21 protein-coding genes are annotated in these 20,834 nt (G+C 71.0%); 9 read left to right on the forward strand and 12 right to left on the reverse strand.

Annotated elements, in window-relative coordinates; translation table 11 throughout:
* Nucleotides 1–13 precede the first annotated feature (13 nt).
* From ACWIHT_RS32380 to ACWIHT_RS32390, 3 genes are all read right to left on the reverse strand, one after another.
* Entirely contained in the window at nt 14–523 is a 510-nt protein-coding gene (locus ACWIHT_RS32380) for a nuclear transport factor 2 family protein (RefSeq protein WP_456171837.1), read from the reverse strand.
* Nucleotides 524–621: 98 nt separating this feature from the next.
* Complete coding sequence (locus ACWIHT_RS32385) at nt 622–996, reverse strand: nuclear transport factor 2 family protein (RefSeq protein ID WP_456171838.1); 375 nt, start codon at nt 994–996, stop codon at nt 622–624.
* Nucleotides 997–1,020: 24 nt separating this feature from the next.
* Entirely contained in the window at nt 1,021–1,770 is a 750-nt protein-coding gene (locus tag ACWIHT_RS32390) for an SDR family oxidoreductase (RefSeq protein ID WP_456171839.1), read from the reverse strand.
* 927 nt (nt 1,771–2,697) lie between these two features.
* Between ACWIHT_RS32390 and ACWIHT_RS32395 the strand changes: the two genes are divergently transcribed.
* From ACWIHT_RS32395 to ACWIHT_RS32405, 3 genes are all read left to right on the forward strand, one after another.
* Entirely contained in the window at nt 2,698–4,266 is a 1,569-nt protein-coding gene (locus tag ACWIHT_RS32395) for a hypothetical protein (RefSeq protein ID WP_456171840.1), read from the forward strand.
* Nucleotides 4,267–4,482: 216 nt separating this feature from the next.
* A complete protein-coding gene (locus ACWIHT_RS32400; protein WP_456171841.1) occupies nt 4,483–4,686 on the forward strand; it encodes a hypothetical protein in 204 nt (67 codons plus the stop codon).
* Between the two features lie 142 nt (nt 4,687–4,828).
* The gene (locus tag ACWIHT_RS32405; protein ID WP_456171842.1) at nt 4,829–6,538 is read left to right on the forward strand and encodes a DUF4132 domain-containing protein; all 1,710 of its coding nucleotides are present in this window, start codon (nt 4,829–4,831) and stop codon (nt 6,536–6,538) included.
* A 22-nt stretch (nt 6,539–6,560) separates the two neighbouring features.
* On the opposite strand, the gene ACWIHT_RS32410 is transcribed toward ACWIHT_RS32405, so the two are convergent.
* Together ACWIHT_RS32410 and ACWIHT_RS32415 are read right to left on the reverse strand one after the other, a co-directional pair.
* Nucleotides 6,561–7,592 (reverse strand): zinc-binding dehydrogenase, encoded by a 1,032-nt coding sequence (locus ACWIHT_RS32410; protein WP_456171843.1) that lies wholly within the window; start codon nt 7,590–7,592, stop codon nt 6,561–6,563.
* 26 nt (nt 7,593–7,618) lie between these two features.
* Nucleotides 7,619–8,596, reverse strand: a complete 978-nt coding sequence (locus ACWIHT_RS32415) for an aldo/keto reductase (RefSeq protein ID WP_456171844.1) — start codon at nt 8,594–8,596, stop codon at nt 7,619–7,621.
* A gap of 144 nt (nt 8,597–8,740) precedes the next feature.
* On the opposite strand from ACWIHT_RS32415, the gene ACWIHT_RS32420 reads away from it, so the two are divergent.
* Entirely contained in the window at nt 8,741–9,691 is a 951-nt protein-coding gene (locus tag ACWIHT_RS32420; RefSeq protein WP_456171845.1) for a helix-turn-helix transcriptional regulator, read from the forward strand.
* Between the two features lie 72 nt (nt 9,692–9,763).
* Here the strand turns inward: ACWIHT_RS32420 and ACWIHT_RS32425 are convergent, their stop codons facing one another.
* On the reverse strand, nt 9,764–10,423 hold the full coding sequence (locus tag ACWIHT_RS32425; protein WP_456171846.1) for an MSMEG_1061 family FMN-dependent PPOX-type flavoprotein: 660 nt from the start codon (nt 10,421–10,423) through the stop codon (nt 9,764–9,766).
* A gap of 47 nt (nt 10,424–10,470) precedes the next feature.
* Nucleotides 10,471–10,683, reverse strand: a complete 213-nt coding sequence (locus ACWIHT_RS32430; RefSeq protein ID WP_456171847.1) for a hypothetical protein — start codon at nt 10,681–10,683, stop codon at nt 10,471–10,473.
* A 115-nt stretch (nt 10,684–10,798) separates the two neighbouring features.
* Between ACWIHT_RS32430 and ACWIHT_RS32435 the strand changes: the two genes are divergently transcribed.
* The 4 genes from ACWIHT_RS32435 to ACWIHT_RS32450 all read left to right on the forward strand — a co-directional run bounded on the left by ACWIHT_RS32435 (nt 10,799) and on the right by ACWIHT_RS32450 (nt 14,877).
* Entirely contained in the window at nt 10,799–11,815 is a 1,017-nt protein-coding gene (locus ACWIHT_RS32435) for a Rieske 2Fe-2S domain-containing protein (protein ID WP_456171848.1), read from the forward strand.
* 140 nt (nt 11,816–11,955) lie between these two features.
* Entirely contained in the window at nt 11,956–12,735 is a 780-nt protein-coding gene (locus ACWIHT_RS32440) for an SDR family NAD(P)-dependent oxidoreductase (RefSeq protein ID WP_456171849.1), read from the forward strand.
* A gap of 40 nt (nt 12,736–12,775) precedes the next feature.
* The gene (locus ACWIHT_RS32445) at nt 12,776–13,741 is read left to right on the forward strand and encodes an NADP-dependent oxidoreductase (RefSeq protein ID WP_456171850.1); all 966 of its coding nucleotides are present in this window, start codon (nt 12,776–12,778) and stop codon (nt 13,739–13,741) included.
* A gap of 152 nt (nt 13,742–13,893) precedes the next feature.
* The gene (locus ACWIHT_RS32450; protein ID WP_456171851.1) at nt 13,894–14,877 is read left to right on the forward strand and encodes a TolB family protein; all 984 of its coding nucleotides are present in this window, start codon (nt 13,894–13,896) and stop codon (nt 14,875–14,877) included.
* Here ACWIHT_RS32450 and ACWIHT_RS32455 read toward each other — a convergent pair.
* The gene (locus tag ACWIHT_RS32455; protein ID WP_456171852.1) at nt 14,865–15,404 is read right to left on the reverse strand and encodes a hypothetical protein; all 540 of its coding nucleotides are present in this window, start codon (nt 15,402–15,404) and stop codon (nt 14,865–14,867) included. The genes ACWIHT_RS32450 and ACWIHT_RS32455 overlap by 13 nt on opposite strands.
* A 219-nt stretch (nt 15,405–15,623) precedes the next feature.
* Between ACWIHT_RS32455 and ACWIHT_RS32460 the strand changes: the two genes are divergently transcribed.
* Nucleotides 15,624–16,478: an alpha/beta fold hydrolase gene (locus ACWIHT_RS32460; protein WP_456171853.1), complete on the forward strand. Its 855-nt coding sequence runs from the start codon at nt 15,624–15,626 to the stop codon at nt 16,476–16,478.
* A 53-nt stretch (nt 16,479–16,531) separates the two neighbouring features.
* Here the strand turns inward: ACWIHT_RS32460 and dacB are convergent, their stop codons facing one another.
* The 4 genes from dacB to ACWIHT_RS32480 form a co-directional block, all read right to left on the reverse strand.
* Nucleotides 16,532–17,806, reverse strand: a complete 1,275-nt coding sequence (gene dacB, locus ACWIHT_RS32465) for a D-alanyl-D-alanine carboxypeptidase/D-alanyl-D-alanine endopeptidase (RefSeq protein WP_456171854.1) — start codon at nt 17,804–17,806, stop codon at nt 16,532–16,534.
* Nucleotides 17,807–17,931: 125 nt separating this feature from the next.
* Entirely contained in the window at nt 17,932–18,501 is a 570-nt protein-coding gene (locus tag ACWIHT_RS32470; RefSeq protein WP_456171856.1) for a hypothetical protein, read from the reverse strand.
* Entirely contained in the window at nt 18,498–19,973 is a 1,476-nt protein-coding gene (locus ACWIHT_RS32475) for a sensor histidine kinase (RefSeq protein WP_456171857.1), read from the reverse strand. The genes ACWIHT_RS32470 and ACWIHT_RS32475 overlap by 4 nt, the downstream gene beginning before the upstream one ends.
* A 14-nt stretch (nt 19,974–19,987) precedes the next feature.
* The gene (locus ACWIHT_RS32480; protein WP_456171858.1) at nt 19,988–20,683 is read right to left on the reverse strand and encodes a response regulator; all 696 of its coding nucleotides are present in this window, start codon (nt 20,681–20,683) and stop codon (nt 19,988–19,990) included.
* Between the last annotated feature and the right edge of the window lie 151 nt (nt 20,684–20,834).

The following is a 20,834-nucleotide window of genomic DNA, read 5'->3' on the forward strand; positions in this document are numbered from 1 at the left end:
ATGTCGGCCGGGTTCAGAACATGGTGTTGTCGTTCGCGGACGTCTCCGGGATGTCCTGGATGACGTCCCAGTGCTCGACGATCCTGCCGTTCTCGAACCGGAAGATGTCCATCACCGCGGCGCCACGATCGGCCGAGTCGTAGGTCCTCTTGTAGTGCACCGCCACCAGGTCCTGCTCGCCGAACACCCGCTTGAAGTCGAACCTCAGCTCCGGGGACAGGGTCGTCCGCCACGTCACGTACGCGACGAACGGCCCCGTTCCGTCGGCCGACAGCGGGTTGTGCTGGATGAACCGCGCGCCCACGTACCGGTCGGCTGCCTCCTGAGGTTGCTTCTTGTTGAAGGCCAGGTCGAGGAAGGCGACGGCGACACGCTTGTTGTGCTGCACCTGGCTCTCGGGCCGGTGTCTCCTGTCGTCGGATTCCGGACGGGCGGAAGCGGTACCCGCAGTGGCGAGTGCGACCGCGGCGGACGCACCGAGAGTCGCGGCGACCGCGGAGCGGCGAGAAACAGGGTTCTTCATGATCATCTCCCGGGGTGGGGACCGAATTGATGCGCGTGCGGCGCCTTCGCCAGGGCGGCCACTACGAGGCCGAGGCCGTGGACACGTGCCCCTGACGGTCACTTGACCTGTATGACCCGCTTGGAGATGCGCCAGCCGTCGGCCGTGCGGCGCAGCTCGTCGGCGTAGACGGCGCTGACGACGGTGCCGCCGACGAGGCCCAACGCCTTGGAACGGACGCGGACTTCGTCGCCCGGCCCCTCCGACACGACGATGTTCGTCGTGTGATGGGCGCTCGCGTGCCCGTCGGCGCTGAGGACGGAAGTGATCGCCTCCAGCCCGACGACCGGGGTGAAGCCGAAGACGCTGCCGTCCCATTCCGCGTCTTCGGTGAGGACTTCGCCGAGCCGGTCCAGTTCGCGGTCGTCCATGAGGTGGCCCCACAGGGCGAGCACGCGCGCTATTTCGACGGTGTCTTCATGGGTGGGTCGCATGCCGGATCTTCCTGTCCCTGTCGCTCAGACGCCGCTGAGGAAGGCGAGGACGTTGTCGTAGGAGCCGTTGGCCTCCGCGTCGCGCACGAACCGGGCGCGTTCCACGACGAGTTCCTTCGCGTCGGGCTGGTCGCGCAGGATCCCGAGGGTCTCGTCGAGGAACTCGTCCAGCGGCATGGAGTTCTCGTCGTCCTGCTGGCCCAGCAGGGTCGTGCGCACGCCGGGCGGGGCCACCTCGATCACCTGCACGCCGGCGCCTGCCTGCGCGAGCTGCACACGCAGGCTCTCGGAGAAGGAGTGCAGCGCGGCCTTGGTCGCGTTGTAGGTCGGGGTGATCGGCAACGGTACGAAGGCCAGCGCGGAGGTGACGTTCACGACGGCCGCGTCGGGCTTACCCACGAGCAGCGGCAGGAACGCGTACGTCACCCGGATCGTGCCGAGCAGGTTGACCGTGACGTGGTCCTCGGCGACCGGAAGCGAGGCCGGGTCGAGGAGGTTCTCCTTCAGCATGATGCCGGCGTTGTTGACCAGGACATTCAGCTCGGGGTGACTGGCCGCCACGGTCTCATGGACCCGGGCGATCGAGTCGGGGTCCGTGACGTCGAGGACGAGGGCCTCGATGCCCGGGTGCTCGGCCGTGATCTCGTCCAGCAGCTCCTTGCGCCGGCCGGCGACGATCACCTTGTTGCCGGCCTCGTGCAGACGGAGGGCCAGGCCGAGGCCGATGCCAGAGGTGCCGCCGGTGATCAGGATCGTGTTGCCGGTCATCTTCATGGGGGTCTCTCCTTCGCTACGGCGGACCGATGAGCGCCCGCAGCCCCGACCGTAGGAGCGCGCACAGCGAGGCGGGAGAGGAAGGTTTATCCATGGATCGGCGGTCTCTGCCTGGTGGAGGCCGTGTCGCCGACCGTCGCGCCCGCCCAGAAGATGAGCGCATCGGTCACACCAAGAAGAACCGACGCCTCTTCGGCATCACGGCACACAGCATGCGGGACGGTCCTGGACGCGCGCCCGCGCTGGGCGGTCGCCGCTGCACCCTTCTCCGTGTGCTCATGCAAGGGAGCCATTCCTTGCCGCTGCTCGCCTCCGGCGCTTAGGCAGTCATCAGCCCTCAAGGGAAGGCCCGCACGCCAGGAGTCGGCGGCGTGCCCATAGCGTGCCCTTCTGAGCAGTCAACCACGGTCAACAGCGGTGCAATTCCGCTTCTCCGGCGTCCGCGCGGGAGCACATATGACCAGGTCAGAAGTCATCTACCTCCCCAAGCGCCGTCGCTTCCCAAGCTGAGAGTGCGAGTTCGATTCTCGTCACCCGCTCTTTTGAAGCCCCAGGTCAGTGGTCTAGGGCTTGTCTATGGGCGGGGGTTTCCCGCCGGAGACCTGTCCGTAGATGCGCGCAGATCGGGCACGCCAAAGCACTACCGATTGCCGGGCAAGGCCGCGGTAGTCGGCATCGTCGTGCAGGACAGCCAGTCCGTGAACGTCTCCTGATCTCGTCGTCCTCGCGTCCGTTCAGGGCACTGGGGAGGAACTCGGCGCGTGGCAGGGTGTGATGGCAGCGGCAAGTACGGCCGCAATGGTCAACGCGTGCAAAAGGACGGGCAGCAGCCTCGGTGATCGCCGACGAGGGCCGACGAGGGCCCGTAAAGGATCAGTGGGGGGCGGTGAAGGTGACGCGCACCCCCCGCGCTACGGTGTCGTGCTCATGTCGCGCACCTATGGGGGTCTGATGCGGCGAACCACGGCAACCGCGAGTGTCGTCACCATGCTCGTGCCGCTTCTTCTGGTCGGCGGCGGCGTCGGCGCTTCCACGGCGTCGGCCGCGGCCAATGGCTCACTCACCGTCAGGACGTTGGACCGGAGCGGTAAGCCGGTCTACGCGCAGGTGGCGGTCTACAACACGCGGACGAACGACTTCCGCTTCATCGAAGGCAACAAGAAGACGTCGCTGCCCAACGGCGGTTACGAGCTCGCCACCTCCTTCACCGGCGGCAACGGCGAGGACGGCATCGTCGGCGGCCACAGTGTGAAGGTCTCCGGGGCCACGACGACCACGTTCGACGCCCGGAAGGGCCGTCCCGTCAAGGTCTCGATCAGTCCCGCCCCGGGCAGCGGATACGACCGCAAGGTCAGCGCGGCCGTCTGCGCCAGCGACAACAGCCCGGCGACCATGAGCACGTCGGCCGCGCCGGGCGACCTGTACGCCATCCCGAACAGCAGCAAGGCGTACCAGCTGGCCTACGGCACCACGTACGAACCGCGGTCGACGACCGGCGGCGACTTCTGGCTGGCCTCCGCCACGCACAGCAGTGGCGTGCCGTCCGGGGTGTCCGCGACGCTCAGGAAGTCGGGGCTGACCACCCTCAAGGTGTACGCGCGTTCCGGTCCCGACAGCGGACAGGCACGGTTCTCGTTCGACGGCGAGCCGACGAGCGGCTACGACTGCTCGTCGTCCATGGACATCCTCGACTTCCAGCGCGAACTGCCCAACTCCTTCGCCGTCCACGTCCCGGCCGGCCAGTGGGCGGTGGGCCAGCAGGCCAACGACTTCATCTACGACGGCTTCCACAAGTACGCGGCCGGCAAGACCGCCACGCTGGCCCTCGGTCACGCGGTCTGGGGGCCCGGCGGGCAGTTGCCGTACACCTGGTACCACCAGCTGTACTTCGGGAGCGGCACCCCGTTCGCCGACCCCACGCTCACGGCGGGCGGGGTGCTGGCCTCCGGCACCCTGAAGCTGACGCACGCGGGCAGGACGCTCTACTCGCACAAGTTCAGCCCCGCGCAGGATCTCGGCCCGCAGCCGCGGATCCCTGGTTCGGGCTGGTACACGATCACCGAAACCGCTCACCGCGACCATCTCCCGGCCGGCTCGCTGTCGACCTCCTCCAGCCTCTCCCTGCACTTCTACGCCGACGCCGGCAAGAACCAGCAGATCCGTGCCTACATCACCCGGTTCTCGCCCGCGGCACTGAACTCCAGGAACCAGGCGGCCGCCGGGTCGACCACGACCGTCGGCCTGGGCATGCAGCGCGACGGCACGGGTGACGGCACGATCGGTCGGCTGTCGGACAGCGTGAAGTCCGTACGTGCCTGGTACACCACCGACAACGGCTCCACCTGGCACGCCGTCACCGCGAAGCTGTCCGGCGGCAAGTGGACCACCGCCGTCCACAACCCGGCCGCCGGCCGCGTCGGTCTGCGCTCGACCGTCACCGACACCCACGGCGACAGTTCGACGACCACGGTGTACAACGCGTACGCCGTGGGCTGAGGACTGGGGACCGAGGACCGAGGACCGGCCCTCCCGCGAGAGGGCCGGTTCAGGACGCCCGAGGCGGAGCCGTGGTGCCGCGGGTGCCGAGGGTGCCGAGGTGGGGGGTGATGACGATCTCCGTGTCGTCCACCCCCTTGTCCCCAGCCCCTTGTCCCCAGCCCCCTTGCTCTCCAGCCCCTTGCCCTCCCGCCCCTTGCCCTCCAGCCGGGCGAGGTGGCTGTCGTCGAAGCCGACGACCGAGATCTCGCCGGGTACGGCGATCCCGGCGGTGGGCCGGGAGGCTTCGGCGAGCAAAGAGCGTGCGGCGGCGGCGCCGTGCTCCTCATGGGAGCCGTCGAAGGAGTCGCCAAGTCCGGCGATCTCCTGCGCCGCGTCGCCCTGTTCGAGCCCAGCTCCTACAAGCCGCCGCAGATCTGACACCTCAGGCCGGGGGGACGGGCCGCCGGTGCGGATATTTCGGCGCCGGGTGGGGAAAGGCACCGACACGGAGGTGGGGCCGATGTGGCCGTGGTGGGCGAGGGACCGGTCGTTTCCCCACCAGGTCCGGAACGGTGCCGTGGTGCCGCCGCTGCCCGCCGCGCTGAGGAGAGCCGCGGCGCGGGCGCGGGGCCGTGACCTCGGACGGCACCCGAGGTGGGACGAGGACGTCCGGCGGGGCATCGTGCTGGCCCCGGCCGACCCCTCCCGGTGGAGCCACAGTCACCGTCTTGTCGACTCCCTCGAACCCCGGGACCGCCGACAGCTGGGGCTGGCGTTGCTGAGCGAGCCGCAGCACACCAGGGGCGACATCTGCGTGGAGGCCGCGCTGACACGGCACCCGTGCGGCTGGTCCCCCGAGGAGGCCGAGAAACTGCTCGCCCTCACTCTGCCGGAGTTCGATCACATCCCCTCCGGGTTCCACCGGGTGTGCCGGTGCCTGGGGTTGCCGCTCGCCGCCGTGCGGGAGCAGGAGCCGTCCGAGCGGGCCCGCTACCGGTCTCGGTTACGGACCGTCCTGCTGGGCGCCCTCGACCACCACGACCCGGCCCGCTCCGAGGAGTGCCGTTGGCATCTCTCCGTCGAGGAGGCCACCGAGCTGCTGGACCTGCCGTACGACCGCGAGGTCCTCAAGCGGCTGCCGCGGGTCCTCCCCGACGGGGGCAACGGCAGCAACCGGGTATTGGCCGAACTGGGCACGCTGGTCTTCGAACCCGGTGTGCTGGACCTGCTCGCGGTGCTTCTCACCATCGACGGTTTCCGTCCGGCCCAGTCCTGGCTCGGCCAGGTCCGTGAGCGGCTGGAGCTGCTCACGGTCGCCCCCGAGGTCGTGGGCGCCCTGCTGCGCATGGACACGAGCCGTCCCGACCACATGACCGAATCAGCGCTCGGCAGGCAGAGGTCCGTCCTCGAACAGGCGAGGCTCATGGCCGGGGCCGCCTGGGCGGCCTGTCTCGTCGGAGACCCGGCCCTCATCGGGCTGGTGGCCGCACAGGTCCTGGACCGCCGCCTCGAACGGCGGCTTCCGGGCCTTCCGGACCGGGACGTTCTCCCGGCGCGGGCGGGTGTCACCGCCCTGAGCGCCGCGGCCGGCATGCCGGGGCTGGGGCGGCACCGCAGGGCCCTGTCGGGGCTGCCGCCCGAGGCGGCCGCCGCGGCCCGCGCCGCGCTGGACACGATCGCCGACGCGTTCCTGCCCGAAGGGATCCGCGAGATCGCCCTCGACCACCACACGGCCCACCTGGCCGTACGCCCGGACGGTTCGGTCGGCGTGGAGATCCGCACCGACCGGGGACAGCCGGTGACGTCGTACGCGATGCGGCACCTCAACGAGAGGTACGTCCTCGAACTGACCGCTTTACGGCTACGACTCCCGCACCTCGCCGCGCGGGCCGATCGTGAGCGGGGTGTCCTCGCCGAACTCCTCGCCACCGGAACCGAGTTGACCGGTGAACGGTTCGGCGCGCGCTGGCTCGGCCACGACGTCGCCGGGCCCCTCTGCCAGGCCCTGGTCTGGGAGGCGGAGACCGCTGACGGCACCTTCACCGGGCTGCCCGTGCCCGGCCCCGGCGGCCGGTGGCTGCTGCGGGACATCCCGGGGCGGACGCACGAGGTCACGGCGACCGACACGGTACGGCTCTGGAACCCGGCCCACGCCGACCGGGCACAGACCCGCGCCTGGCAGGTCCATCTGGAACTCGGCGGCCTGCGACAGCCCATTCACCAGGTGCCCGTACGGCGGGGTGGGTCCCGCCGCGCGACGGGCGACGCCAGGCCACCGCGATCGTCCTGACCGACGCCCGTCCGCACCTCGGTCACGGGGTGATCAGGGCCTTGAGGACCTCGCGGTCGGCCATCGCCCGGTACGCGTCCGGGGCCCGGTCCACCGGGAAGGTACGGTCGAAGACCCGGCCCGGGGTGATCGTGCCGTCCAGGACCTCGGGCAGCAGTTCCTCGATGTAGGCGCGGGCGGGGCTGACGCCGCCGGTCAGCGTGATGTTGCGCATGAAGACGGCCGGGCCGATCGGGCCCTCCTCGTACTGCGGGGCGCCGAGCCGGCTGATCGTGCCGCCGTCCCGGACCGCGCCGAGCGCGGTGTCGAGGCTGGGGCGGGTGCCGACCGCCTCGATCACCTTGTCCACACCACCGCCGGTCAGTTCGCGGACGCGCGCGACGCCCTCCTCGCCGCGTTCGGCGACGACGTCGGTGGCCCCGAACTCGCGGCCCAGGCCGGTGCGTTGCTCGTGGCGGCCCGCGAGCACGATCCGTTCGGCGCCCAGCCGCCGGGCGGCGATCACCGCGCACAGGCCGACCGCGCCGTCGCCGACGACGAGCACAGTGTCGCCGCGGCCGACGCCGGCGGTGACCGCGCCGTGGTGGCCTGTCGTCATCACGTCCGACAGGGCCAGCAGGGACGGCAGGAGGGCGGAGTCCGCGGCCACCGGGAGCTTCACCAGAGTGCCGTCGGCGTACGGGACGCGGACGGCCTCGCCCTGTCCGCCGTCGACGCCCGCGAAGCCGTAGCGACCGCCGTTGCGGCAGGAGGTGTACAGGCCCCTCGCGCAGTAGTCGCAGGTGTTGTCGCTGTAGGTGAAGGGTGCGACAACCAGGTCACCGGACTTCAGGCCGGTCACCTCCGCGCCGGTCTCCTCGACGACCCCGAGGAACTCGTGCCCCATCGGGCGGCCGGTGTCCGTGGCGGGCATCGACCGGTACGGCCACAGGTCGCTGCCGCACACGCAGGCGGCGACGACGCGGACCACGGCGTCGGCGGGCCGGACGATCTTGGGGTCGGGCCGGTTCTCGACGCGGACGTCGCCGGCTCCGTACATCACTGCTGCACGCATGGTCACTCCAGATAGCGGGCGGACGGTCAGCGTTCGAGCATCCGCGCCTGGGCCTCGGTGTGGGTGTCGCCCGCGGCGGGCGGCAGGCTGCTGAGCTTGTCGAGCTGCTCGGCGGTGAGGGTGACGGCGTCGGCGGCGGTGTTCTCCTCGACGCGGCCGACCCGCTTGGTGCCGGGGATCGGGGCGATGTCGTCGCCCTGGGCGAGCAGCCAGGCCAGCGCGATCTGGGCGGGGGTGACGCCGACCTCGACGGCCAGGGCCTTGACCTCGTCGGCGAGCGCGAGGTTGCGGTCGAAGTTCTCGCCGCTGAAGCGCGGGTTGTCGCGCCGGAAGTCGGAGTCGTCGAACTGGTCGGTGGAGCGGATGGTGCCCGTCAGGAAGCCGCGGCCCAGCGGGGAGAACGGCACCAGGCCGATGTTCAGCTCCCGCAGGACGGGCAGGACACGGTCCTCGATCCCCCGCGTCCACAGCGAGTACTCCGACTGCACCGCGGTCACCGGCTGCACGGCGTGCGCGCGCCGGATCGTGTCCGGGCCCGCCTCCGAGAGGCCGAAGGCGCCCACCTTGCCCTCGGCGATCAGCTCGCCCACCGCGCCCGCGGTCTCCTCGATCGGCGTGTTCGGGTCGACGCGGTGCTGGTAGTACAGGTCGATGTGATCGGTGCCCAGCCGCTTGAGGGAGCCCTCGACGGCGGCACGGATGTTGGCCGCGCTGGAGTCCTGGTTCCAGGCGCCCGCACCGGCGTGCGAGACCAGACCGAACTTCGTGGCCAGCACCACCCCGTCCCTACGGCCCTTCAGCGCCCGGCCGATCAGCTCCTCGTTGATGTAGGGGCCGTAGATCTCGGCGGTGTCGATGAGCGTGACGCCCAGCTCCAGGGCCCGGTGCACGGTCCTGATCGACTCCGCGTCGTCGGTGCCGGAACCGGTGTAGCCGTGGGACATGCCCATGGCGCCGAGGCCGATCCGGGAAACCTCCAGGTCACGCAGTTTGATGTAGTGCATTTCGCCCTCTCCGGTCCGTCGCGGCGTGCTTCCCCTCAACCTTCGCCCGGATCGCGGCGATCTGGCAGGGCGGGCTCTTCAGGGGTAACGACAGGGCCCCCCTCCCGCCTGCGCGACGCGTGGGCGGCGGGCGAGACTGGAGACATGGCAACCGAGAGCGCGCACAGCGAGGGCGCCGAGCTGGGCCGCTATCTGCGCGCCCGCCGCACCCAGACCAGCCCCGGCCACGTCGGCCTCACCGTCGGCGCGGGTATCCGCCGCACCCCCGGGCTGCGCCGCGAGGAGCTGGCCACGCTCGCCGGCATCAGCATCGACTACTACGTGCGGCTGGAGCGCGGCAAGGAAACCCGCCCCAGCCCCGCCGTCCTCGACTCGCTCGCCCGCGCCCTGCACATGGACGACCAGCAGCACCAGCACCTGCGCGAACTCGCCGCCCGGGCCGCACGCTACGCCCCCGAACCGCCGCCCGCGCCCAGCCGCACGGTCCGCCCCCACCTCAAGCTGCTGCTGGAATCCCTCCGCCCGAACCCGGCCTACGTCATCAGCCGCAGCCTGGACCTGCTCGCCTGGAACCCCGGCGGCCTCGCCCTCTACGCGGGCCTGGACGACTGGCCGGTCAAGCAGCGCAACCTGGCCCGTTACTTCTTCCTGCACCCCGCGGCCCGCGACCTCTTCCGCCACGACTGGGACCGGCAGATCACCACCTGCGTCGCCCGTCTGCGCGCCATCGCCGGCACCGCCCCCGACGCACCCGATCTCACCAACCTCGTCGGCGAACTCCTCCTCAAGAGCCCCGACTTCGCCGGACTCTGGGAGCGCTACGAGGTCACCGGCCGCAAAGCGGCCCACAAGACCTTCCACCACCCCCAGGTCGGCACGCTCACCCTCGTCTCCCAGTCCCTCCACATCGAGGGCACCCCCGGCCAGCGCATCGGCGTCTACACCTCCGAGCCGGGCAGCCCGGACCACGACGCCATGCTGCTGCTCGACAGGGTCGACATGGGTGACATGGGTGGCATGAGCGATGTGGGTGACGCGGGTGGCGTGAGTGGCGTGGGTGACATGACCGCGCCGCGACCGGCCCAACGGCCGTGACAGAAAGTCCTCAACTGCCTTGAGCACGGCGGCTCCCAAGTGCGGTGAGCCAGGTCGGCCCGGCCCGGCCCGTCACTCGTACCGGTACTTCAGCGCGTCCGCCTCCCGCTGCTCGATGTCGGCGATCGTGAGTTCCGGCATCCGCAGTTGGGCGAGTGTCACCTCCGCCGAGGCCGGCTGGGCGTCTGCCGGGAGCCACTGCTCCGGCTTCCAAGCCCCGCTGCGCAGCAGGGACTTGGGGCAGTGCGGGTAGACCTCGTCGATGCCCACCACCAGCGCGCTGGCGGGCGGCTTACCCACGGCGGTCAGCTGCGCCAGCAGTTCCGGGCGGGTGGAGACGCAGGCCCGGCCGTTCACCCGCAGTGTGGTGGTGCGCCCGGGGATGACGAACAGCAGCCCGGCCCGTCCGGTGGCGACGACGTTCTGAAGGGTGTCCAGACGCTTGTTGCCGGTCGCGTCCGGTATCGCCACCGTCCGGGCGTCCAGGACGGTGACGAACCCGGCGGGACCGCCGCGCGGGGAGACGTCGCACCTGCCCTCGGCGTCCGCGCTGGCGACCATGACCAGCGACGAGCAGCCGATCAACTGCCGTGTCTGCTCGGTGAGTTCGGTCATCTGCTTCCGCACGGCGGCTTCGCCGGGGAGGTCGTAGACCCGGCGCAGCGCGTCCTGGTCGGACACGGCGTCGAGACGGAGCAGGTCGAAGGCACTACCGGCAAGATGCGTCGTCATGCCTCCGACCCTACGACTCCGAGGTGGCGACCCGCGGTGCTCGGCGATCAGGCGGAGGAACCCAGATCGAAGGCGACCGAGCTGTCGAGCCGTCGCCCGTCCCATACGACGACGCGGCCGACGTCGCTCCGTTCCGGGGGCGTCACCACTCCGCGGACGAGCCGGACGTCCGGTCCGAGCGTGAACGCCGTTGCACGGCCCAGCAGTTCACGCGCCAGTCGCGCCCGCAGACCGGAAAGGCCCGCCTCGTCCCACGTCATCGACATCTGTCCCTGCCTCCACGCCTCTGCCTCGAATGCTCCGTCATACCTGGTTCAACGCGTTGGGACAGCCCGCGAGCCCGACAGCCCACCGGGCCCTCGCTAGCATCTGGCCATGCCTTTACGTCGGCGCCATGACAAGCTCGCCGCCCTGCCCCGCGATCCACGAGCCGACGACTATCCGATGCCGACCGTGCCGTACGGCTGGTACGCCGTGCTCCGCAGTGACGAGCTCCGGCCGGGCGAGGTCGTCAGCCTCCACTACTTCGGACGGGCGCTCATCGCCTTTCGCGGAGCGGACGGTCGAGCCGCCGTACGGGATGCGCACTGTCCGCACTACGGCGCGCACCTCGGCGCGGGCGGCAAGGTCGTGGACGGGGCGGTGGAGTGTCCGTTCCACGGGTGGCGGTTCGGGCCGGACGGGGAGTGCGTGGCGGCGCCGTTCGCGCGCCGGACTCCGAAGGTGTCCCTGGGCGGCTTTCCGGTCCGTGAGCACAGTGGGCTGGTCCTGGTCCACTGCGGGCCGGGCGAATCCTCGGGCGAACCCTTGTGGGAGGTGCCGGAGATACCGGAGGCCGTGTCCGGGCGGTTCGCCAGGCCGATCGACGACGTCTGCCGCGCGCGCATCCACGTCCAGGAGATGCGCGAGAACATCGTCGACGAGTCCCACTTCCACTTCCTGCACGGTCAGCGCGAACCCCTCGTCCAGGACTGGCGGTCCGACGGCCCCTTCGCCGAGGCCCGCGGCCGGATCCGCCGACGCGTCCTCGGCCGGGACATCGACAACAGCTTCGACGCGTTCATGTACGGGCCGGGCGTCATGGTCGTCCGCACCCACGGCCCCGCCCTGTCGGTGACGGCCGTCGCCCTCACCACCCCCGTCGACGACCGCACCAGCGAGATGCGGATGCTGTACTACCTCCGCAAACCGGCCCGGTTCCCGTTCCTGACGCCCGTGCTCAAGCTCGTCTTCCGGACGCAGGCCCTGGGCGAGGTCCGCGAGGAGCTCCGGATCTGGGACCACAAGATCCACCGCCCGCACCCGGTCCTGCTCCCCCACGAACAGGGCATCAAGGCGTTGCGCCGCTGGTACGCGCAGTTCTATCCGCAGCGGTCCGGTGACGGCGAGTGACCGGTCAGGAGGCCGTTCCGCCGATAGACCGGCGGTTCACGGCGCGGTGGGCGCATGCTCGGGTCGGGACCGTGCTCGACGTCGGCAGGCGACCTCGCCGGCCGGCGTGTGGAATGTAGGCAAGGACGGGAGAACTCACGATGGATCTCGGACTGAACGGACAGGTGGCCGTCGTCACCGGCGCCAGCAGGGGGATCGGGCTGGCGGTCGTACGGGCGCTGGCCGCGGAGGGCGTCACGGTCCATGCCGGGGCCCGGCACTCCTCACCCGGGCTGGAGGAACTGGCCGCGACGGGCAGCGTGCGGATCGTGCCGGTCGACCTGGGCGAGGCGTCGGGACCCGCGCGGCTCGTCAAGGCGGCGGGCGACCGGATCGACATCCTCGTCAACAACGTGGGAACGGCTCCGGCCCGTACCGGAGGATTCCTCTCGGTCACCGACGAGGAGTGGCTCACCACCCTGAACCTCAACCTGATGGCGGCCGTCCGTACGACCCGCAGCGTCCTGCCGGTGATGCTCGCCCGGGGCCGGGGCTCGATCGTGAGCATCTGCTCGGTCAACGCGGCGCTCCCCGACCCGGCGGTCATCGACTACAGCGCCTCGAAGGCGGCCCTCGCGGGCTTCTCCAAGGCCCTGTCCAAGGAGGTCGGCCCGAAGGGGATCCGGGTCAACACCGTCAGTCCGGGACCGGTCGAGACCGATCTCTGGCTGGGCGAGGGCGGGGTCGCCGCGACGGTCTCCGAGGCGACCGGCCTGAAACCCCAGGACGTCATCGACAACGCCGCGCGGACGACGGTGACCGGCCGTTTCTCCCGTCCCGCCGAGATCGCCGACGTGGTCCTGCTCCTGTCCGCCGACCGCACGGCGAACGTGACCGGCGCCGACATCACCGTCGACGGAGGCTTCATCCCCACCTGGTGAACACACCGGCACCCGACCCCACCGGAGGAGTGACCGCACCATGACCACCACGACCACCATGCATGCCGTACGAGCCCACGAGCGAGGCGGGCCCGAGCAGTTGACGTACGAGTCGGCCCCGCGTCCCGAACCGGCCCCCGGCGAGGTCCTGGTCGCGGTGCGCGCCGCGTCCATCACCTCGGGCGAGCTGGACTGGGACGCCAGCTGGACCGACAGCTTCGACGGGACCGGGCACGACCGCACACCGGTCGTCCCCTCCCACGAGGTCTCCGGAGTGGTGGCCCAACTCGGCACCGGCGTCACCGACTTCGCCGTCGGTGACGCGGTCTACGGCCTGATCCCCTTCACCCGTGACGGAGCCGCCGCCGAGTACGTCACCGTCCCTGCGGACGTCCTCGCCGCCAAGCCCGCCCTGCTGGACCACGACAGCGCGGCGGCCGTACCCCTCGCCGCGCTCACCGCCTGGCAGGGACTGGTCGGGCACGCGGGGCTGGCGTCCGGGCAGCAGGTGCTGGTCCAGGGCGGTGCCGGGGGCGTCGGTTCCTTCGCCGTCCAGATCGCCAGGGCCCTGGGCGCCCGGGTGACGACGACCGCCCTCCCACAGGACCGTGAGTTCGTCACGCGCCTCGGCGCCGACCGGGTCGTCGACTACCGCACCGAACGCTTCGAGGACCAAGTCACCGATGTGGACGTGGTGTTCGACGCGGTCGGCGGCGAGACCCAGTCCCGCTCCTGGGCCGTACTGCGCCCCGGCGGCACCCTCGTCAGCATCGTCGAGCCCCCGGATCCCGCCGCGAGCACCGACGCCACCGCACGCGGCGTCTTCTTCGTCGTCGAACCGGACCGCGCCGGCCTGGAGGCCGTCACCGAGCTGATCGACGGCGGCCGGCTCACTCCGGCGGTCGACCGGGTCGTACCGCTGGCCGAGACCCGGGCCGCGTACGAGTCCCTCGCCAAGGAGCACCGGCGCGGCAAGATCGTGCTGCGTGTGGGGGACGGGGGCTGACCCGGACGAGAACGCGGCGGCGAGCGGCGGCGACCGACTCGGGCCCCCTCCAGCCCGCCGCCCTATTGCACACCTGTGACAGCGGACGCACAGCCCCGTCACCCACTGCGGGAATGCTCCGCAGCGTCACTCACATCACTGGGGGAACCTCGATGTCCGCTCGTAATCGCCGGCGCACCGGCGCAACCATCGTCACCGCGGGTGCCGCCGCCCTGCTCGCCCTGTGCGGTACGGCCTGTGCCGCGTCGGCCGCCCCGTCCTCCGGCTCCGGCGGGGCCAAGGGCAGCGCGGCGATGGTCGCCGCGGCCGCGTCCACCCACACGCTCACCGTGCCGAGGGGACTGACCCTCAGCAACGGCACCCGCCACGTGATCGTCAACGGCAGGTCGATCGACTTCGGCACCACGGTCCGTGACCTGGCCTGGAACCCGAGCGGCAGCAAGGCCGCCTTCATCGACGGGCACGGCAGCCTCGTCGTCTCCAACCCCGACGGCACCCACCGTGTCACCGTCGCCGCCAACCCGGGCGGGCAGACCTGGTCCCACCCCACCTGGCAGGTGGCCGCAGCCGACCGGACGAACCAGATCCCCGCGAAGAACAACATCGTCTTCTCGGCGAAGATCCACGGCAGCACCGTCCTGGAGGGAATCAAGGCCACCGCCAATCACGGCAGGCCGGCCAAGATCAGCCTGAACGGCGAGGCGGGCGAGGGCGCCATCCCCCAGACCGGCAACACCTGGCCGAACGTCGGCGGCAAGTACGGCTCGGCCGTCTACGCGAACACCCACACCGGCGAGGTCTACATCCGCGACGACTACCTGCGGCAGCAGGGCGGCGCGCTGGCCAAGGGTTCCGAGCCCGCGCTCTCCCCCGACAACGAGGAGGTCGTCTTCGTCCGTTCCGTCCACGGCCACGACCACCTCTTCGTGGAGGACCTCGGCGGCTCGACGACCACCGTCAAGGACGTCACCCCCACCGCCACCACCGACTACACCGAGCCCACCTGGTCCCCCAACGGCAAGACGATCGCCTTCCGCGCCCCGACCGGTACGTACACCATCACCAAGGGCGCCCACGGCTTCGGCAGGCCCGTGAAGGTCTCCACCCACACCGGCCTGCCCGCCTACCGCGGCTGACCGCCGCCCAACCGCCCGCCCGAGCGCGCGAGTTCGGCCCGCAGCTCCGCCAGATGCTGGTCGGCCGTGTCGTGCGGCAGATACTCGACCACATCGAGGAAACGGAACAGGACCTGGGTCTTGGTCACGGCGAACTCGTAGTCGCCGAACCCCACCACGGCACCCAGGTCCCCACGCACGGCGCCCCGGACGACATGAGCGGTCATGTCGTCCGGGCTTTCCGCCGTCAGGCCCCGCCGCGCGTTGGGACGCGCCAGGTACGGGCAGACCATCGAGGCGTAGAGCATGCACGCGCGGTGCCCCGGAGCCTCCAGCGTCGCCGCCATGTTGCGGTACGGCCGCCCAGCGTCGAGCGCCGTACGGATCGCCGCGCTCTCCGCGGCGCCGACCACCCGCCACACCGGCCCCTTGGGCATCAGGGTGTCGCAGACGGAGCACAGCCGCCGCCGCGCGCACTCCGCGCTGCGCCCGTAGTCGGTGAGCGCGAACCGCGGCTCGTCGCCCTCCCACGGAGTGATGGCGGGCACGGGATAGCCACGGCTGTCACGAGGCCTGGCCCCGACGGTGGCCGGCATGGGAACGGAATCGAATCGCACACCTCATGGTCGGCCACCCGACCGCCCACCGCGACGGCCGACCGGACATTCACCGGCCCGGGAACTAGGTCATTGTGCGGATGCCTCCGCGCACCCCCTCCTCCTAGGGTCCTTGACATGCCACACCGACCCAGCCGCCCGAGGAGTCCCATGAGTTCCGATGTTTCCCGCCGTCAGGTGCTCGCCGCCGGAGCGGCGGTGGCCGGGTCGGCAGCGCTGGTCGCCGGTGGCGCGGGAACGGCCGACGCGGCGACCGCCCCGGCCGGTACGAGCAAGGAGAAGTCCAAGGTGAAGCCCACGATCGTCCTCGTGCACGGCGGTTACGCCGACTCGTCCTGCTGGAACGCCACCATCAAGGAGTTGCAGCACAAGGGCTACACCACGATCTCCGGGTCGAACCCGCTGCGCGGCATCCCGACCGACGCCCCCTACATCGCGAGCCTGCTGGACTCCATCACCGGACCCGTCGTGCTGGTCGCGCACTCCATGGGCGGAACGGTCATCACCAACGCCGCCGCCGGGAAGAGCAACGTCAAGGCGCTCGTCTACGTCGCCGCGTTCGTGCCCGAGGTCGGCGAGACGCAGGGCGAGCTGATCACCAAGTTCCCCGGCAGCGAGGTCGAGCCGGTGAGCGTCCCGGTGCCGTACACGAAGGCCGACGGGACGACCGGCATCGACCTGTATCTGAGCAAGGACGGGCAGGCGGCGTTCGCGGCCGACATCTCCACCGCCGACTTCAAGGTCCTCCAGGCGACCCAACGGCCGTTCGACGCCGACTCGTTCACCTTCCCGACCACGGCCGCGGCCTGGAAGACGATCCCGGTGTGGGGCCTGGTCGCCGGTCAGGACAAGGCGATCCCGCCGGCCTGCGAGCGCTGGATGTACAGCCGCGCGAACGCCCGCAAGGTCGTCGAGGTCCCGGGCTCCTCGCACGTCGTGATGCTCAGTCACCCCAAGATCGTCGCCGGTCTCATCGAGGACGCCGCCAAGGCGACCACCAGCTGACACGCACGACAGACGCCCCGGTCCAGCACCACGGACCGGGGCGTCCCGGCTGTCTACCAGCAGCCCTCGACCGTCGCCGCGAGACCGTCCAGACCCTGGGTGACGGTCGCGGTAGGCGCCGTGCCGTTCTCGACGAACGCGAAGCTCTTCCAGCGGCCGTCCGCGCCCTTGCTGACCCCGGCCAACGCGGACACATCGCTCAGCGTGCCGGTCTTGGCGTCGACCTTTCCTACGGCGCAGGAGGCGGGAGTGGTGGTGAAGCGGCCGTAGGAGGTGCTGAGGGTGCCGTCGACGCCAGCGACCGGGAGGCCCGCCAGGATCGGCCACAACTTGGCCTGGTAGTGGGTGTCGACGGCGAGGCCTGCGATGGCGGAGAGCGCGTCGGCGGTCATCCGGTCGCTGCGGGAGAGACCGCTGCCGTCGTACTCCTTCACGCCGGTGAGGGGGATGCCGTACTGGACGAGGACCGCGTGGACCGCGGCGGCGCCGCCCGCGAAGGTGGCGGCCCGGCCCTGGCCGAGCGCGGTGAGGCGGAGCAGGCCCTCGGCGATGTCGTTGTCGCTGTGCTTGAGCATGTACTCGACCGTCGTCGACAGCGGCTTGGACGTGTGGGTGGCTACGACCGTGGTGCCCGCCGGGGTCTTGGCGCGGGCGGGTGTGCCCACCGTGACGCCCTGGGCGGCGAGTTGCTGGGCGAAGTACTTGGTGGCGGTGAGCGCGGTGTCCGACGTGTTGTCGCCCTCGATGCGCAGGGCGCGGACCGGGGCGACAGTGTCCGGGTAGTAGCCGCTGTTCCAGCCGGTGGCGAGGCTGGGGGCGGCGAAGAGGCTGTCGTCGAACATCAGCCGTACCGAGTGCAGGCCCTTGGCCTTCAGGGACTTGGCGGCGGCGCTGGCGAGGCTCTTGAGGTCGGCGGAGCCGAGCTGCTGGTCGCCGCCGCCGACCAGGTAGACGGTGCCGGAACGGTAGACGGCCTTCGTCCGCACGGTGTGGCCGGGGCCCAGCACGGTGAGCGCGGCGACAGCGGTGGCCAGCTTGTTGGTGGAGGCGGGCATCACCCCCGTCGTGGGCTTCTGCGACCACACCTTCTGGCCGGAGGCCACGTCCCGCACCTCACCCACCACATTGGTGCCCAACTCGGCTGTGCCCACCCGCGTGTTGAGCTTCCCGGCCATCGCCTTGTCGGCGGCCGTGAGGGCACTCGCCGCCGACGCGGAGGCGGCGGTCATCGCCATCGCGGCCACCACCGGAACCGCGATCACGGCCACCCGCTGACCGCTCTTCCCGAGTTTCCCGTTCCTGCCACGCGGAAGCGCATGCCTACCCACAGCGTTCTCTCCTTCGTGTCGCCGGTACGTTGCGTTGCGTTGCGTACGGCGACCATGTGACCAGCGGCCGAAGACCGCCCCTGGTTCGTCTCGTCTTGGTTCTGTAGCTAGGCACAGGCCTTGGCCTAACCGCAGGTCTTGTCGAAGCCGTCCGCGTGCCACACGGCACGCCCCGGCACCTTCACCGTCAGCTTCGCCGGTTCGGTGCCGGGGCTCGCGGTGAGGAAGGCGTCGGCGGCGGTGCAGAGCAGTTGGCGGGTGGCGAGGGCGGCCAACGGCACGGTGAGCGACGGCAGTTGGACCGTCACCGCGCTGCCCGTGACACGGACGGTCGGTCTCGTGAACTGGAGCGGCGGGAATTCACTGGTCACCCCCCGGGACCGGTAGCCCTTCCCCGGACCGTCGGACAGCAGCCACACGGCCAGCTCCACATCGAACCGCACCGCGTCGGCACGCGACTCCGTGGCCGCCAGCGCGGACTTGAGATCGGTGTCCGGGCCGCTGTCGTCGGGCAGGGCCGTCAGCCCGCCGCCCTGGACGAAGTACAGCATCGTGTTCCGTCCGATCCCGGTGGCGGACACCCCCGCCGGCACCACCCCGCTCCCGGGCACCCCGCACCCGGCCAGCAACAGCAGCGGCAACCCGGCGACGAGCCGGACGGCCCGCCCGCGCACAGTCCTGACGGACGCCGTCATGGCAACCGCCCCTCTTCCGTTTCCGTCGCCACGGCCGTCAACTCCTCCTGGGGCAGGGGCAGTTCTACGGTGAACAGGGCCCCGCCCCCCGGATGGTTCGCGGCGTGGACCGTGCCGTGGTGGAGGCGGACGTTCTCGGTGGTGATGGCGAGGCCGAGACCGCTGCCCTCGGTCCTGGTGCGGGCCGTGTCGGTCTTGTAGAAGCGGTCGAAGATCAGGGGCAGGACGTCCGGGGGGATTCCGGGGCCGCTGTCCAGGACCTCGACCACCGCCCACAGCCCGGCGCCCCGGCGTTCGTAGGCGTACAGCCGCAGATGGACGGGGGGCGCGCCGTGCCGGAGTGCGTTGGCGACGAGGTTGGCGACGATGACGTCGAAGCGGCGGGGGTCGAGACGGCCGCGCAGGGCGCCGGGCGGGGGGAGTTGGGTGTGCACGGTCTCCAGCCAGGCGCGGGTGGCGAGGGTGCTGTGGATGGACTCGGCGAGGTCCATGTCGTCCAGCTGAAGGGTGGCCGCGCCCGCGTCGAAGCGGGACATCTCCATCAAGTCGTCGACAAGGCGGGCGAGTTTGACGGTCTCCTGGCTGATCAGCCGGACGGCGGTGGCGGTGTCCGGGTCGAGTTGGGCCGCGTCCTCGTCGAGGATGTCGGTGACGGCCGACATGGCGGCGAGCGGGGTGCGCAGTTCGTGGGAGACGTCGGCGGCGAAGCGGCGGGCGCGCGTCTCCATCCGGCGCAGTTCGGCGACCGAGCCCTCCAGCGCGGCGGCGGTCTCGTTGAACGTGTGGGAGAGGTCGGCGAGTTCGTCGGAGCCGTCGACGGTGAGCCGGGTGTCCAGGTGTCCCTCGGCGATGGAGCGGGTGGCGTCGCGCAGCGCGCGCACCGGGCGCAGCACTCCGCGGGCGGCGAGCAGGGCGAGCAGTACGGCCAGGACGAGTGCGGGTACCGTGGCCCGTTCGACGGCGCTGACCAGGCCGTCGATGGAGCGTTGTTCGGTGGTCTGAGGGATCGTCAGGAAGACGTCGAGTCCCGACAGTTGGGAGGTCGCCCGTGGTGGGTTCTGGAAGGGGACCGGCAGGCCGACGACAAGTGCGGGGCCGCCGTGGGCCGTTACCCGCTGGAAGACCGCGGAGGAGTGGGTGGCCACGGCCTCGCGCAGGCCGGGGGTCAGCTCGGTGAACGGGTCCCCGGGCGTGGAGGTGGCGCTCCGGCCTCGGTAGGTGGCCAGGACCCGCCAGGTCTGGGTGGGTTCGGACCTGGCCACGGCGGCGGCGAACGACCGCAGTCGGCCGGTGCTCAGGGGCAGCCGGTAGTCGGCCACGACATTGTTCACATGGTCGCGGAACTGCCGGATCACCGCGTCCTGGCTCTGCTGGAGCACCCCGGTGCGCGCCTCCCGGAACGTGAGGGCGCCGGTGGAGAGGGTGGCGACACCGGCGACCAGGGCGAAGGCCAGCACCAGCCGGACCCGCACCCCGCGCAGGGCTTTCAGCGGGCGTCCTTGAACTGGTAGCCGAAGCCGCGCACGGTGTGGACGTAGCGCGGCCGGCCCGGGGGTTCGCCCATCTTGGTGCGCAGCCGTTTGACGCAGGCGTCCACCAGTCGTGCGTCCGCGTGGTAGTTGTGCTCCCAGACCGCTTCGAGGAGTTGCTGCCGGCTGAAGACCTGGCCCGGTGAGGCGGAGAGGGTCAGCAAGAGCCGTAGTTCGGAGGGGGCGAGCGCGACCGGTGCGCCCTTGCTGCTGACGGTCAACGCGGTCCGGTCTATGGTCAGTTCGCCGTGTGTCTCGACCTTCGGCGGGCCGCCCCCGTCGGGGGACGCGCCGACCCGCCGCAGCAGAGCGCGGATCCGGGCTTCGAGAACCCTGGCCTGGACGGGCTTGACGACATAGTCGTCGGCTCCCGCCTCAAGCCCGACCACGATGTCGACGTCGTCGCCGCGGGCGGTCGCCATGATGATCGGGACCTGGTTGTCGTCGGCGCGGATCAGCCGGCAGACCTCCAGTCCCGACATGCCGGGCAGCATCAGGTCGAGGACCACCACGTCCGCGCCGTGGAACCGCAACCGTCCGAGTCCGTCCTCGCCGGTCGCGACGGCGGCCACGTCATGTCCCTGGCGGCGCAACGCGAGTTGGACACCTTCGCGTACCGCGCGGTCGTCTTCGATCAGCAGGACACGTGGCATGCGCACAAGTATCCGTACGCGGACGGCAGTTGGTGGACGATCACCCGGACTTGCCGGTCCGGACAGGCCGTTACGGTCTCGTGACCTTTCGGGCCAGGCTCGATCACATGGCTCCTCCAGCCTCGATCACCTCACAACGCCCTTTCCGCCG

Source organism: Streptomyces sp. NPDC002276, from assembly GCF_053891435.1.